This window comes from Streptomyces sp. C10-9-1, from assembly GCF_024497955.1.
In the GTDB taxonomy this organism is placed as follows: Bacteria; Actinomycetota; Actinomycetes; order Streptomycetales; family Streptomycetaceae; genus Streptomyces; species Streptomyces sanyensis.
Genome location: NZ_JANHKP010000003.1, coordinates 55,910 through 70,083, shown reverse-complemented (window position 1 = coordinate 70,083; position 14,174 = coordinate 55,910). Strand labels below are relative to the sequence as shown.

Annotated in this window: 9 protein-coding genes; 7 read left to right on the top strand and 2 right to left on the bottom strand. The window is 75.0% G+C overall.

Annotation, left to right across the window (positions count from 1 at the left end):
- The first annotated feature begins 84 nt into the window (after nt 1-84).
- Nucleotides 85-1,881, top strand: a complete 1,797-nt coding sequence (locus NPS70_RS04845) for a glycoside hydrolase family 18 protein (protein WP_256522757.1) — start codon at nt 85-87, stop codon at nt 1,879-1,881.
- Here the strand turns inward: NPS70_RS04845 and NPS70_RS04840 are convergent.
- Both NPS70_RS04840 and gabT read right to left on the bottom strand, forming a co-directional pair.
- On the bottom strand, nt 1,832-2,416 hold the full coding sequence (locus tag NPS70_RS04840; RefSeq protein ID WP_308314981.1) for a phosphatase PAP2 family protein: 585 nt from the start codon (nt 2,414-2,416) through the stop codon (nt 1,832-1,834). The two genes, NPS70_RS04845 and NPS70_RS04840, sit on opposite strands and share 50 nt — an antisense overlap.
- A gap of 379 nt (nt 2,417-2,795) precedes the next feature.
- A complete protein-coding gene (gabT, locus tag NPS70_RS04835; RefSeq protein WP_256522755.1) occupies nt 2,796-4,130 on the bottom strand; it encodes a 4-aminobutyrate--2-oxoglutarate transaminase in 1,335 nt (444 codons plus the stop codon).
- A gap of 493 nt (nt 4,131-4,623) precedes the next feature.
- On the opposite strand from gabT, the gene NPS70_RS04830 reads away from it, so the two are divergent.
- The 6 genes from NPS70_RS04830 (at nt 4,624) to NPS70_RS04805 (ending at nt 14,117) form a co-directional block, all read left to right on the top strand.
- A complete protein-coding gene (locus NPS70_RS04830; protein WP_256522754.1) occupies nt 4,624-6,918 on the top strand; it encodes an ATP/GTP-binding protein in 2,295 nt (764 codons plus the stop codon).
- 131 nt (nt 6,919-7,049) lie between these two features.
- Nucleotides 7,050-8,624 (top strand): PucR family transcriptional regulator, encoded by a 1,575-nt coding sequence (locus NPS70_RS04825; RefSeq protein ID WP_256522753.1) that lies wholly within the window; start codon nt 7,050-7,052, stop codon nt 8,622-8,624.
- A 250-nt stretch (nt 8,625-8,874) separates the two neighbouring features.
- Nucleotides 8,875-10,023: an EamA family transporter gene (locus tag NPS70_RS04820; RefSeq protein WP_256522752.1), complete on the top strand. Its 1,149-nt coding sequence runs from the start codon at nt 8,875-8,877 to the stop codon at nt 10,021-10,023.
- Nucleotides 10,020-11,465, top strand: a complete 1,446-nt coding sequence (locus tag NPS70_RS04815) for an aldehyde dehydrogenase family protein (RefSeq protein ID WP_256522751.1) — start codon at nt 10,020-10,022, stop codon at nt 11,463-11,465. The genes NPS70_RS04820 and NPS70_RS04815 overlap by 4 nt, the downstream gene beginning before the upstream one ends.
- A 196-nt stretch (nt 11,466-11,661) precedes the next feature.
- Complete coding sequence (locus NPS70_RS04810) at nt 11,662-11,976, top strand: MazG-like family protein (protein ID WP_256522750.1); 315 nt, start codon at nt 11,662-11,664, stop codon at nt 11,974-11,976.
- A 146-nt stretch (nt 11,977-12,122) separates the two neighbouring features.
- Nucleotides 12,123-14,117 carry an acyl-CoA dehydrogenase family protein gene (locus NPS70_RS04805; RefSeq protein WP_256522749.1) on the top strand — a complete coding sequence of 665 codons (1,995 nt, stop codon included), beginning with the start codon at nt 12,123-12,125 and terminating at the stop codon, nt 14,115-14,117.
- Nucleotides 14,118-14,174 lie beyond the last annotated feature (57 nt).

Here is a 14,174-nt window from a genome sequence, read left to right as displayed (position 1 = left end):
ACCTCATTGGTCTGGACCATGTTGTGCGCGCTCCCTCTATCCCGCGCGTCCGCACCTCTCCATCCCCCATGCCCGGAGGCAGTTGTGCACCGCACCAGACTCGGCGCCGCCCTGGCGGCCGCCGCCCTCGCCGCATCGGCACTCGTGGCCGTCGCCTCCCCGGCGGCCGCGGCCGACACCGAACTCGCCCGCAACGGAGGCTTCGAGGCCGGGCTGACCGGCTGGAACTGCACCGCCGGGAGCGGCTCCGCCGTCTCCTCGCCCGTCCACGGCGGGAGTTCCGCGCTCAAGGCCGCCCCGGCGGGCAGCGACAACGCCCGGTGCTCCCAGACCGTGGCGGTCAAGCCCGACTCCGCCTACAGCCTCAGCGCCTGGGTGCAGGGTTCCTACGTCTACCTGGGGGCCTCCGGGACGGGCACCACGGACGTCTCCACCTGGACGGGCTCGGCCCCCACCTGGCAGCGGCTGGCCACCACCTTCCGCACCGGCCCCTCGACCACCCGGGTCACCGTCTACCTCCACGGCTGGTACGGCACCCCCGCCTACCACGCGGACGACGTCTCCGTCCTCGGCCCGGGCGGCGACCCGGTGACCGTCCCCGCGGCGCCCACGTCGCTCACCGCGGGCACCCCCGGTGCCACCTCGGTGCCGCTCGGCTGGAGCCCCTCGTCCGGCGCCGTGGGCTACCACCTCTACCGGGGCACCGAGCGGATCGCCACGGTCGGCGGGACCTCGGCCACCGCCACCGGGCTCACACCCGAGACGAGCTACAGCTTCCGCGTCTCCGCCTTCAACGAGGCCGGGGAGTCGCCGCAGTCCGGAGCCGTCACCGCGACCACGGCCGCGGCCGGCGGCGGGGGCGAACTGCCCGCCCACGCCCTCGTCGGCTACCTGCACGCCAGCTTCGCCAACGGCTCGGGCTACGTGCGCATGGCCGACGTCCCCGATTCCTGGGACGTCGTCAACCTCGCCTTCGGTGAACCGACCACCGCCACCTCCGGGGACATCCGCTTCAGCCTCTGCCCTGCGTCCGAGTGCCCGAACGTGGAGTCCCCGGCCGAGTTCAAGGCGGCTATCAAGGCCAAGCAGGCCGCGGGCAAGAAGGTGCTGATCTCCATCGGCGGCGCCAACGGGCAGGTCCGCCTCGCCGACGCCGCCGCCCGGGACGCCTTCGTCTCCTCCGTCTCGGAGATCATTGACGAGTACGGCCTCGACGGCCTCGACATCGACTTCGAGGGCCACTCGCTGTCCCTGGACACCGGGGACACCGACTTCCGCAACCCGACCTCGCCGGTCATCGTCAACCTGATCTCCGCGCTCAAGACGCTCAAGGCCCGCTACGGAGCGGACTTCGTCCTCACCATGGCCCCGGAGACCTTCTTCGTCCAGCTCGGCCACCAGTTCTACGGCTCCGGACCCTGGGGCGGGCAGGACCCGCGCGCCGGCGCCTACCTCCCCGTCATCCACGCACTGCGGGACGACCTGACCCTGCTCCACGTCCAGGACTACAACTCCGGTCCCATCATGGGCCTGGACGGCCAGTACCACTCGATGGGCGGTGCGGACTTCCACATAGCCATGACCGACATGCTCCTCGCGGGCTTCCCCGTCGCGGGCGACCAGAGCAGGGTGTTCCCCGCCCTGAGGCCCGAGCAGGTAGCCATCGGGCTGCCCGCCTCGACGCAGGCCGGCAACGGGTACACCACTCCGGCCGAGGTGAACAAGGCGCTCGACTGCCTCACCCGGGGCACCGGCTGCGGAAGCTACCGCACCCACGGCACCTGGCCGGCCCTTCGCGGGCTGATGACCTGGTCCATCAACTGGGACCGCTTCAACAACCGGGAGTTCTCGCGGAACTTCGACGCCTACCCCTGGAGCTGAGCGGACCGCCGAGGGCGCGGTCCAGCATCACCAGGACCGCGCCGAACAGGCACCAGCTCCCGAGCACGTCCAGTGGCCAGTGGTAGCCGCGCAGGACGAGGCCGATGCCCGTCGCCAGGGCGAGTCCCGCGGCGACGGGCAGGGGCCAGCGGCGCCTCGTGTGCGGGTGCAGCAGCAGCGCGGCGCCCAGATAGGCCACCATGGCCGTCGCCGTGTGCCCGGAGGGATACCAGCCCGTGCCCGGCTCCAGGGGGCCGGGCCGGGCGATCAGCGCCTTCAGCGGAGCGACCACTGCCGGGACGGCGGCCATCGCCGCCAGCGCCCATGCCGCATGCCGCCATCGACGGTGGCGCCAGACGACCCACGCGGCCGCCAGTCCGAGGACGGGCGGCGCGACGGCCATCGCACCGAGATCCGCCAGCGGCTGGGTGACGGCGTCCGGCGCCGTCCGGAACAGGGCGCGGCCCAGCCGCTCGTCCGCCGCGCGCAGCGGCCCCTCTGCCGCCACCTGCCAGGTGACCAGGGCGAAGAGCACACCGCACAGGGCCGCCAGGTACGCCGAACGAAGCCGCGGAGAACGCGAAGAGGCCGGCCGCATCGGAACAGGGGGGGTTGTTCCGCCGCGGCCGGCCGGATCGGTCCACCGCGCGCCCCGGGGGGTGTGGGGCGGGCGGCCGTCCGATCGGTGAGGAGTTCCGGAGCACAGGGCTCCGGGGGTGTGCGCGGTGGCACGCCCGGAACGGGCCTGGGGAGGCTCGGCCCGGGTGCCGTCCGGGCTCTCGCCCGGGCGGGGTGTCTCACTCATCTGCCGGAACCGTACGACAGCCGCAGGGGGCCCGACAGCCGGATTCCCATCCCGCCATCGGCCCCCCACACCTTCTTCACAGCGCCGTCCCCGCCCTCACCGGAGCACCTCAGACGGCGGCGAACGCCTGCTCGATGATGTCCAGGCCCTCGTTCAGCAGGTCCTCGCCGATCACCAGCGGCGGCAGGAAGCGCAGCACGTTGCCGTAGGTGCCGCAGGTCAGTACCAGCAGGCCCTCGGCGTGGCACGCCTTGGCCAGCGCGGCGGCGGCCTCGGGGTGCGGCTCCTTGGAAGCCGGGTCCTTCACCAGCTCGATGGCGATCATGGCGCCGCGGCCGCGGATGTCACCGATGATCCCGTACTTCTCCTGCATGGCGGCGAGGCGGCCCTTCATGAGCTCCTCGATGCGCCGGGCCCGGCCGTTGAGGTCGAGTTCCTTCATGGTCTCGATCGCGCCGAGCGCTCCGGCGCAGGCCACCGGGTTGCCGCCGTAGGTTCCGCCCAGGCCGCCGGCGTGCGGGGCGTCCATGATCTCGGCCCGGCCGGTGACGGCGGCCAGCGGCAGACCACCGGCGATGCCCTTGGCCGTGGTGATCAGGTCGGGGACGACCCCCTCGTCCTCGCAGGCGAACCACTGGCCGGTGCGGCAGAAGCCGGACTGGATCTCGTCGGCGACGAACACGATGCCGTTGTCCTTGGCGAACTGGGCGATCGCGGGGAGGAAGCCCTTGGCCGGCTCGATGAAACCGCCCTCGCCGAGGACCGGCTCGATGATGATCGCGGCCACGTTCCCGGCGCCGACCTGCTTACTGATCTGGTCGACGGCCTGCGCGGCGGCCTCGGGGCCGCAGTTGTCCGGGCCGGTCGGCCAGCGGTAGCCGTAGGCCACCGGCACGCGGTACACCTCGGGCGCGAACGGACCGAAGCCCTGCTTGTACGGCATGTTCTTCGCCGTGAGCGCCATCGTCAGGTTGGTGCGGCCGTGGTAGCCGTGGTCGAAGACCACGACCGCCTGGCGCCCGGTGTGGGCGCGGGCGATCTTCACCGCGTTCTCCACGGCCTCGGCGCCCGAGTTGAACAGCGCCGACTTCTTGGCGTGGTCTCCCGGGGTCAGCTCCGCGAGGGCCTCGCAGACCTCCACGTAGCCCTCGTAGGGGGTGACCATGAAGCAGGTGTGGGTGAAGTCGGCGAGCTGGGCGGAGGCGCGCCGCACGACCGCCTCGGCCGAGGCGCCCACGGAGGTCACGGCGATGCCGGAGCCGAAGTCGATCAGGCGGTTGCCGTCGACGTCCTCGATGATCCCGCCGCCCGCGCGCGCCGTGAAGACGGGCAGCACGGACCCCACGCCGCCGGCGACCGTGGCCGTGCGGCGGGCCTGAAGCTCCTGCGACTTCGGGCCGGGGATGGCGGTGACGACGCGGCGCTCCTGCGGGATGGCGGTCATGCGGGGCTCCTGGGGGGTTCTTGCGGACGCTTGCTGTCTTCCCGCAGGCTAGGTCCGCCGGAGCGGACCGGGCATGCGCCGTTCGGGAGTGTTGGGGGTGTGTCGTTGTCCGCCGCGGACATACCCGGGCGGGCGTGGCCCGGTGGCGAGGGGGCCCGGCCGCCCCGCGCCGCCCCGCCCCGCGCCGCCCCGCGCCGTCTGTCTCTGAGCCGTCCCGTCGCTGCGCCGACCCGCGCCCGTTCGGGCCGCGGGGTGCCGGGAGCCGCCGCCCCGGTGCGGCGGTCCCGCGGTCCGGTGCCCGCCCTCCTGCGCCGGGCACTCCCGCCCGGGCACGCGGTGCCACGGGGGACGCGGCCCCTCCCGCGCCCGGTACGCCCCCTTCCGTGCGGCGCGGGAGCGCCGGAGCCCCGGGGAATCGGTGGACTGCCCGCCCGGGGGCACTAGATTGACGGGTGCACAGATGCGGGCCTGGCTGGTCAGGGGGCAGCGGTTCATGGAATCCGAAGGCACTTTCGACGCGCGGGGCACCCGCGCCCATCCCGTGCCCCGTCCGGCGGGACCGCCGCCGCAGCTGCCTCCGGGCGTCCCGGCCCGCCCCTCCCGGGCGCCCGCCACCCGGCCCGGGGTCGTGGAGTGGCTGCGCACCCGCAGGCCCGAGGCGGCTCCCGGCGTCTGGCGGTTCGGCCACCACGAGCGGCCCGCCGAGGAGCCCGAGGCCGTCCCCGCGCGCCAGCTGTTCAGCGGCGCCTTCATCGCCTACCTGTGCGGCTGGCTCGTCTGGTCCCTGCTGTGGAACGGGTACCTCGAAGGCTGGTGGATCTTCGTCGACGACTGGTGGCTGCTGCCCATGCTGTGGGTGGTGCCCGAGGAGTGGCGTTCGGGCACCAGCTCCTTCGCCGAGCTGTTCGTCGTCGTCATCTACCTCTACTACGCCCTCATCCTCTCCCTCTTCGCGCACCTGTTCGGCAAGGTGGGCAACTGGCGCGAGGTGTGGCAGCGGTACGGGGTGCCGTTGTGGCCCCTGTTCGTCCTGCTCCCCGGCGTCTGGCGGGAGATGCCCCGCACCTCCTGGCTGCTGTGGGTCTCCAACGCCTACTACCTCCTGCTTGCCGTGGCGCTGGTGGCCGCGGTCGGCCGGGCCGGCTCCTGGCCCGCCGTCCGCCGCCGCCTGGCCGCCCGCCGGGGGGCCGCCGCACCGCCGCCGCCCGAGGCCGACCCCGTGGAATGGCCCGAGATCCACCGGGCCGGCCTGCCGGAGGCCGCCGCCACGCTCGCCGCCGCCACCCGTTCGGGGGCCCTCGGCGACGTCGACTACGCCCGTATCCGCCGCGCCTGGCAGGGCGTCCAGGCCCGCCCCGACCGGATCGCCGCCTTCGCCGACACCGTGCGCCGCCACGGCCCCGCGGCCTGTGCCCACCCCTCGGGCCTGCGCGACCTGCCCGCCCGCACCGCCGCCCACGACCTGGCCACCGGGCAGGTGCGCATCGGCACGGTCGCCGACGACCCCCGCAACCCCTATGCCCGCCGGACCACCGGGCTCGCCCTGGAGCCCGCCCTGCTCGGCACCTCGCTGCTCGCCGTCGGCCCGTCGGGCTGCGGCAAGAGCGTCCGCCTGGTCAGGCCCGTCGTGGAGTCGCTGTGCCTGCTCGCCCTGGCCAACCGGGCGGCCGTGGTCACCGTGACCGCCCAGGGCTCCGGCCTCGCCCCGGACCACTGCTTCGACCTGGTCGTCTCCCCGGGAGACCCGGGTTCCACCCACGACCTGGACCTCTACGGCGGAGCCGAGGACCCCGACGAGGCCGCCCGCGGACTCGCCGAGGCGCTGGTCGGCGACCTCGCGGCCGCCCTGCCGGGCGGCGACAGCCGCCGCGCCGCCACCGCACTCGCCCAGCTCATCGGCCCCTACCGGTGCGTCCACGGGCGCTTCCCCGCCGTGCCGGACCTGCGCGAGCTGCTGGGCGGAGCCCCGGCCGCGCTCCGGGAGCTGCGCACCGCGCTCCAGGCCGCGGGCGAGGCCGCCCAGCTGCGCGAGCTGGACGCCCGCGAGCGCCAGTCGGCCCGCGCGGACGACATCGGCGTCCTGCTGGCGGAGCGCATCGCCTTCCTCGACCGCCCGGCCTTCGCCGGCTCCTTCCGCACCGACGGCGGCGGCCGGCCGTTCTCCCTCCGGGCCGTGGAGCACCCCCTGCGGGTGCGCGTCGACCTCCCCGAGCGGGGCCACGCGGAGGCGTCCCGGATCATCGCGCGCCTGGTGCTGGCCCAGTTCACCGAGGCCGTCCTCGGCCGGGAGGACCGCTCGCTCTTCGCCTGCCTCGTCCTGGACGACGCCTCCTCCACCGTGACCGCCGAGTCGGTCCGCGCGCTCCAGCGGCTGCGCGGGGCCAACGCGGGCGTGGTGCTGGCGCTGCGCTCCCTGGAGGACGTGCCCGAGCCGCTGCGCGGGCCGCTGCTCGGCGCGGTCGGCTGCCGGATGGCCTTCGCGGGGCTCGCCCCCTGGGACGGCGGCCGCTTCGCCGACACCTGGGGCACCGAGTGGGTGCAGACGCGGGATGTCACCGACCGCCAGATCGTCGTGGACGAGCCCCTGACCAAGGCGCTGCACACGATGCGCCGCCTGGTCACCGGCAAGGCCGTCACCGCGCAGGCGGTCACCGTCCGCGAGGTGGAGCGGGCGCGCTGGTCCGCCTCGGACCTGGCCCACGCGGTGCCCGCCGGGCACGCGGTGCTCTCGCTCGCCAGCGTCGCGGGAGAGCACGCGCCACCGCTCCTGGTCGACCTGCGCACCTGAGGCGCCCCGCCGCCTCCCGCCCCGGGCCCCCGCCGAGCGGGGGCGGGAGTGCGACACCCTGGCAGAATCGAGCCGAGCCGTTCATACGGGACGGCGCAATCCCGTGCTCCCGTTCGAAGGGCCCCCGGTCCATGCCGCCCACACTCGCCTCGCTCGTCCAGCACTCGGCGCTCAAGCTCGCCGTGCGCGCCGGCCAGGACCGGCTGGACACCCCCGTGCGCTGGGCGCATGTCAGCGAGCTCGCCGACCCCGTGCCGTACATGGAGGGCGGGGAGCTGCTGCTGGTCACCGCCATGAACCTGGACGCCGAGGACCGCGAGGCCATGCGCCGCTACGTGCGCCGCCTGGTCGGCGCCGGCGTCGTGGGCCTGGGCTTCGCGGTGGGCGTCTTCTACGAGGACGTGCCCGAGGCGCTGGTGGAGGCGGCCGAGGCCGAAGGGCTGCCGCTGCTGGCGGTCCCGCGCCGCACCCCCTTCCTGGCCATCGCCAAGGCGGTCTCCGCGGCCATCGCCGCCGAGACGTACCGTGCGGTCACGGCGGGGTTCGAGGTGCAGCGGGAGATGACCCGGGCCGCGCTCGCAGAGGGCCCGGACGGCATCGTGGCGCGGCTCGCCGCCCATATCGACGGCTGGGCGGCCCTGTACGACGCCTCCGGCGCCGTCGTCGCCGCCGCTCCCGACTGGGCCGCCCGCCGGGCCGGCCGGTATGCGGGCGACGTCGCCCGGCTGCGCGAGCGCACCGCCCCCGCAAGCGCGGTCGTCGGCGCGGACACGGGCGAGGACCGGGTGGAACTCCAGTCCCTCGGAACCGGGCGCAGGGTGCGTGGGGCCCTTGCCGTGGGGACGGCGGCGCCGCTGGGCACCGCCGAGCGCTACGCGGTGCACTCGGCGGTCGCCCTGCTCACCCTGGCGACGGCCCGCTCGCGCACCCTCCAGGCGGCGGAGCAGCGGCTGGGCACCGCGGTGCTGCGGATGCTGCTGGCCGGCCAGTCCGAGCACGCCCGCGCCGTCGCCGGAGACCTCTACGGCGGGTTGCTCGACGCCCCCTTCCGGCTGCTGCTGGCCGAGCCGGCCGGGGATCCCTCCGGCCGCGAGCCGCGGCGTCCCCCGGCGGCCTTCGCCGAGGCCGTGGAGGCGGCGGCCGCCCGGGCGGGCGAGGCCGTGCTCGCGGTGCCCGACCTCGACGACCGGATGGTGGTCCTGGCCCCGGAAGGCGGCGAGGTCGTCGCCCACTGCGCCGGGGCCCACGGCGACCGGGAGGCCGAGGAGGCGGGTGTGGTCGTCGGTCTCTCCGCCCCGGCGGGTCCCAGTGCCGCGGCCGCCGCCTACCGGCAGGCGGAGCAGGCCCTGTCCGTGGCCAGGCGGCGGGGCCGGGCGCTGGTGGAGCACGAGGAGCTCGCGGCCGGGTCGATCGTGTCCCTGCTCGCGGACGACGCGGTCCGGGCCTTCGCCGACGGGACGCTGCGCGCACTGCGCGAGCACGACGCCACGGGACGGGGGGACCTCGTCGCCTCGCTGCGCGCCTGGCTGGCGCACCACGGCCAGTGGGACGCCGCCGCCGCGGACCTGGGGGTGCACCGGCACACCCTGCGCTACCGGATGCGCAGGGTGGAGGAGATCCTCGGCCGCTCCCTGGACGACCCGGACGTGCGCATGGAGCTCTGGCTCGCGCTGAAGACGGCGGGCGAGCGGCGCGAGGGCCGCTGACACCCCGCTCCCGGTCCCGGGCCGGGAGCGCGCGCCCCCGGTCCGCGTCCGCCGCCCCGGCCCCGCCCGGCGGGCACCGGCGGCCGCCCGCCCGGCGCCGCGCCGGCCGTGGGGCGTCCGTCCCACGGGGCGAGGCCGGACGGGTCGGGATCGCCGGCCCATGGCCTCCCGGGGCAGTGAACGCGCGATTTCTGCCCGAACTCGGGCAGATTTCTTGGCGTTTGAGGCTTCGGATCCTAGTCTCCTGGTCATGACAAGCCCCGCGGCAGAGCCTGCCGCCTCCCGCCGTCCGTCCTCGCGCACGGCCACGGCGCCGCCCCCCGGCGCACCGCGCCGCCGTACCGGGGGCGCCGTGTGGATCGCCCTGGCCATCGTCTACGTGGTCTGGGGCTCGACCTACCTCGGCATCAAGATCGTCGTGGAGACGATGCCCCCGTTCCTGTCGGCGGCGGGCCGCTTCGTCGTCGCGGGCCTGGTCCTCGCGGGCCTCGTCGCCTGGCGCCGGGGGCCGGGAGCCCTGCGGGCCGCTCCCCGGCAGCTGGCCGGTGCGGCCGTCGTCGGCCTGCTGCTGCTCCTCGGCGGCAACGGACTCGTCGTCCTCGCCGAGACGACCGTCCCCTCCGGACTGACCGCCCTCCTGATCGCCGTCGTCCCCGCCTGGGTGGTCCTGCTGCGCCGCGCGTCCGGCGACCGGCCCGGACGCGGCGCCTACGCCGGGGTGGCCCTCGGGCTGGCGGGCCTCGCCGCGCTCACCCTGCCCGGCCTCAGCGGCGCGGTCCACATCGCGGGCGTGCTCACCGTGGTCGCCGCCACCGCGCTGTGGGCGGTGGGCTCGTTCTCCTCGTCCCGCATACCGATGCCCTCCGACCCCTTCGCCGCCAGCGCCTACGAGATGGTCGCGGGCGGACTCGGCTGCGCCGCGGTGGCGCTGCTGCGCGGCGAGCACCGCGGCTTCTCCCTCGGCGAGGTCTCGGCCCGGTCCTGGAGCGCCTTCGCCTTCCTCGTCGTGTTCGGCTCGCTGATCGCCTTCACCGCCTATGCCTGGCTCCTGCACACGGCACCGCTGTCCCTGGTGGCGACCTACGCCTACGTCAATCCCGTGGTCGCCGTGCTCCTGGGTGCGCTGGTCCTCGGAGAGGCGCTGACCTGGCCCGTCCTCCTCGGCGGTGCGGTGGTCGTGACGGGTGTGTGCCTCATCGTCAGCACCGAGCGGCGCGGCGGCCCGCCGCGGACGGAACCTCCGGCGGGGGCGGCGCCCCTGTCCGCACCCGCCGAATGGTCCAGTGCGGACGGCGCACCACTCCACGGCGGACAAACGACCGGAGCCGGTCGCGGCCCTACCGTGTCCACAGAAGCAGCAACCCCCACTCCTTCGGAAGGGCCGGGACCCGCACGATGACTTCCACCCACGCCTTCTGGCTCGCCGGCCGCCAGGCCACCGGCGAGACCGCCTTCGACGTCACCTCCCCCTGGGACGGCCGCCTCGTCGGCAGCGTCTCCGTGCCGACCGAGGCACAGGTCGAGGAGGCGGTGGCCGCCGCACACGCCGCCGTGGACGAGTTCGCCGCCACGCCCGCCCATGTGCGCGCCGCCGCCCTCGACCACGTCTCCAGGCGCCTGGCCGAGCGCACGGAGGAGATCGCCCGTCTGATCTCCGCCGAGAACGGCAAGCCGGTCAAGTGGGCCCGCGGCGAGGTCGGCCGGGCCGTCTCGGTCTTCCGCTTCGCCGCCGAGGAGGCCCGCCGCTTCAACGGCGGCGAGGCCCAGCGCCTCGACACCGACGCCGGCGGCCAGGGCCGCCTGGCGCTCACCCGCCGGGTGCCCAAGGGCGTGGTCCTCGGGATCGCCCCCTTCAACTTCCCGCTGAACCTCAGCGCCCACAAGGTCGCCCCGGCCATCGCCGTCGGCGCGCCGATCATCCTCAAGCCCGCCCCGGCCACGCCGCTGTCGGCGCTGGTCCTCGGTGAACTGCTGGCCGAGACCGAGCTGCCCGCCGGCTCCTGGTCGGTGCTGACGGTGCCCAACGACCGCATGCCCGCCCTGGTGCAGGACGAGCGGCTCCCGGTGATCTCCTTCACCGGTTCCGGCCCGGTGGGCTACGCGATCATGGACTCGGTGCCGCGCAAGCACTGCACCCTGGAGCTCGGCGGCAACGGCGCCGCCGTCGTCCTCTCCGACTGGGCGAGCGAGTCCGACCTGGACTGGGCGGCCTCCCGCATCGCGACCTTCTCCAACTACCAGGGCGGCCAGTCCTGCATCTCCGTGCAGCGGGTGATCGCCGACGCAAGCGTCTACGACCGCCTGCTGCCGAAGATCGTCGCCGCCGTCGAGTCCCAGGTCACCGGCGACCCCTCCGAGGACGCCACCGACGTCGGCCCGCTCGTCAGCGAGGACGCGGCCCGGCGCGTGGAGAGCTGGGTGGACGAGGCCGTCCGCGGCGGCGCACGGCTCCTGACCGGAGGCAAGCGCGAGGGCGCCTCCTACGCCCCCACCGTCCTCACCGACCTGCCCGCCGACTCCACCCTGGCCTGCGAGGAGGTCTTCGGCCCGGTGCTCAGCGTCACCCGGGTCGACGGCGAGGCGGAGGCATTCGCCGCCGTCAACGACTCCAAGTACGGCCTCCAGGCGGGTGTGTTCACCCACGACGTCCGGACCGCCTTCCGCGCCCACCGTGCGCTGGAGGTCGGCGGCGTGATCATCGGCGACGTCCCCTCCTACCGCGCGGACCAGATGCCCTACGGCGGTGCCAAGCAGTCCGGCGTCGGCCGTGAGGGCGTGGCCTACGCGATGGACGACTACACCTACGAGCGCGTGCTCGTCCTGACCGGCCTGGCCCTCTGAACCACCGCCGGAAGGCATCGTGAGACCGCGGCCGGAGCCCACTGTGCGGGGGCTCCGGCCGCCCGCGTGCGGGGCCGGACCCGGATGCGGCCGTCGCCCGGGGGTGACGCACCGCCCCCGGGCGCCCCGCCCGTGCGGGATGCTGGCCCTCCGCCCCGCCCGCGGGACGCGGGCGGACGCCGCCGAGGAGGGCCCGATGGACGAGGTGTGGGACCACGTGGAGCGGCTGCGCCGCTGGCTGGACGCGGAGGCGGCCCCCGCGGCCTCCGGTGACATCCGTCTGCTGCGCGTGCTGAAGATCGGGGAGGAGTTCGGAGAGGTCGCCGAGGCGCTCCACGGCGCGCTGGGCGCCAATCCCCGCAAGGGCGCCTCACACGGCTGGGAGGACGTGGAGCGGGAACTCTGCGACGTGATCGTGACGGCCATGGTGGCGCTCCGCACCCTCCGCCCCGACGCCCCGGCCGCCCTCCGCGAGCGCCTGGGGCACCTGGTGGACCGGGCCGGCGTCTGACACCCGATCGGCCGGTACCGGCCTCCGGCGTACCGCCGGTGCGCCACCGGGCTGGTGGCCGTCCGCGATATCGGGTACGAGGAACGAGTAGCGACCGACCGGTACCCCGTCCGGTCACGTCCCCGACTCGCGGCGAGGTGAGCCTCATGACCGCCCCACCCGACAAGCCGATCGGCACGGACTCCGGCGTCCCCGGGACAGCCCCCGGTGCCTCCGGGAGCGCACCCAAGGTGACCGAGCGCGAGGCGCGCCAGGTCGCCGAGGCGGCGCGCGAACAGCAGTGGCGCAAGCCGAGCTTCGCCAAGGAGCTCTTCCTGGGGCGCTTCCGCCTCGACCTGATCCACCCCCACCCGCAGCCCACCGGCGAGGCCGTCCGCCGCGGCGAGGAGTTCCTGTCGAAGCTGCGGCGCTTCTGCGAGACGCGGATCGACGGCGCGCGCATCGAGCGCGAGGCGCTGATCCCCGACGAGGTCGTCCAGGGCCTGCGCGAACTCGGCGCCCTCGGCATGAAGATCGACCCCCGCTACGGGGGTCTCGGCCTGACCCAGGTCTACTACAACAAGGCGCTGTCGCTCGTCGGTTCGGTCAGCCCGGCCGTCGGCGCCCTGCTCTCCGCCCACCAGTCCATCGGCGTGCCGCAGCCGCTGAAGCTCTTCGGCACCGACGAGCAGAAGGAGCGCCTCCTGCCGCGCCTGGCGCGGCACGACATCTCGGCCTTCCTGCTCACCGAGCCCGACGTGGGCTCCGACCCCGCCCGGCTCGCCACCACCGCCGTACCCGACGGGGACCACTACGTGCTCGACGGGGTCAAGCTGTGGACCACCAACGGGGTGGTCGCGGACCTGCTCGTCGTGATGGCCCGGGTCCCGCGGAGCGAGGGCCACCCGGGCGGCATCACGGCCTTCGTCGTCGAGGCCGCGAGCGAGGGCGTCACGGTGGAGAACCGCAACGCCTTCATGGGCCTGCGCGGTCTGGAGAACGGCGTCACCCGCTTCCACCGGGTGCGCGTCCCCGCAGCCGACCGCATCGGGCCGGAGGGCGCCGGGCTGAGGATCGCCCTCACCACGCTCAACACGGGCCGGCTCTCGCTGCCCGCGATGTGCGTCGGCGCGGGCAAGTGGTGCCTGAAGATCGCCCGTGAGTGGTCGGCGGTGCGCGAGCAGTGGGGGCGGCCGGTCGCCCGCCACGAGGCCGTGGGCTCCAAGATCTCCTTCATCGCCGCCACCACCTTCGCCCTGGAGGCCGTGGTCGACCTGGCCTCCCAGATGGCCGACGAGGACCGCAACGACATCCGTATCGAGGCCGCCCTCGCCAAGCTCTACGGCTCGGAGATGGCCTGGCTGATGGCCGACGAGCTGGTCCAGATCCGCGGCGGCCGGGGCTTCGAGACCGCGCAGTCGCTCGCCGCGCGCGGCGAGCGGGCCGTCTCCGCCGAGCAGTTGCTGCGCGACCTGCGGATCAACCGCATCTTCGAGGGCTCGACCGAGATCATGCACCTGCTGATCGCCCGGGAGGCCGTGGACGCCCACCTCTCGGTGGCCGGCGACATCATCGACCCCGACAAGCCCGTCGGGGCCAAGGCGAGGGCCGGGGCGAACGCGGCCGCCTTCTACGCCCGCTGGCTGCCCAGACTGGTCGCCGGTCCGGGGCAGCTGCCCGGCGCCTACGGGGACTTCCGCCCCTCCGGCCACCCCGACCTCGCCGTCCACCTCAGGTACGTCGAGCGCACCTCGCGGAAGCTGGCCCGCTCCACCTTCTACGCCATGTCCCGGTGGCAGGGGCGGATGGAGACCAAGCAGGGCTTCCTCGGCCGGATCGTCGACATCGGCGCGGAGCTGTTCGCGATGAGCGCGGCCTGTGTGCGCGCCGAGCACCTGCGGGCGTCCGGCGACCACGGCCGCGAGGCGTACCAGCTCGCGGACGCCTTCTGCCGCCAGGCCCGGCTGCGGGTGGAGGAGCTCTTCGGCCGGCTCTGGTCCAACACCGACGACCTCGACCGCACCGTGGTCAGGGGAGTGCTGTCGGGGACGTACACCTGGCTGGAGGAGGGGATCGTCGACCCGAGCGGCGAGGGCGCCTGGATCGCCGACGCCACCCCGGGGCCGACGTCGCGGGAGAACCTGCACCGCCCCATCCCCTGAGGCCGGCGGGAAGGCCCGGACCCGGGGGAGGGCGGGGCGCCGTCCCGCCCTCCCCCG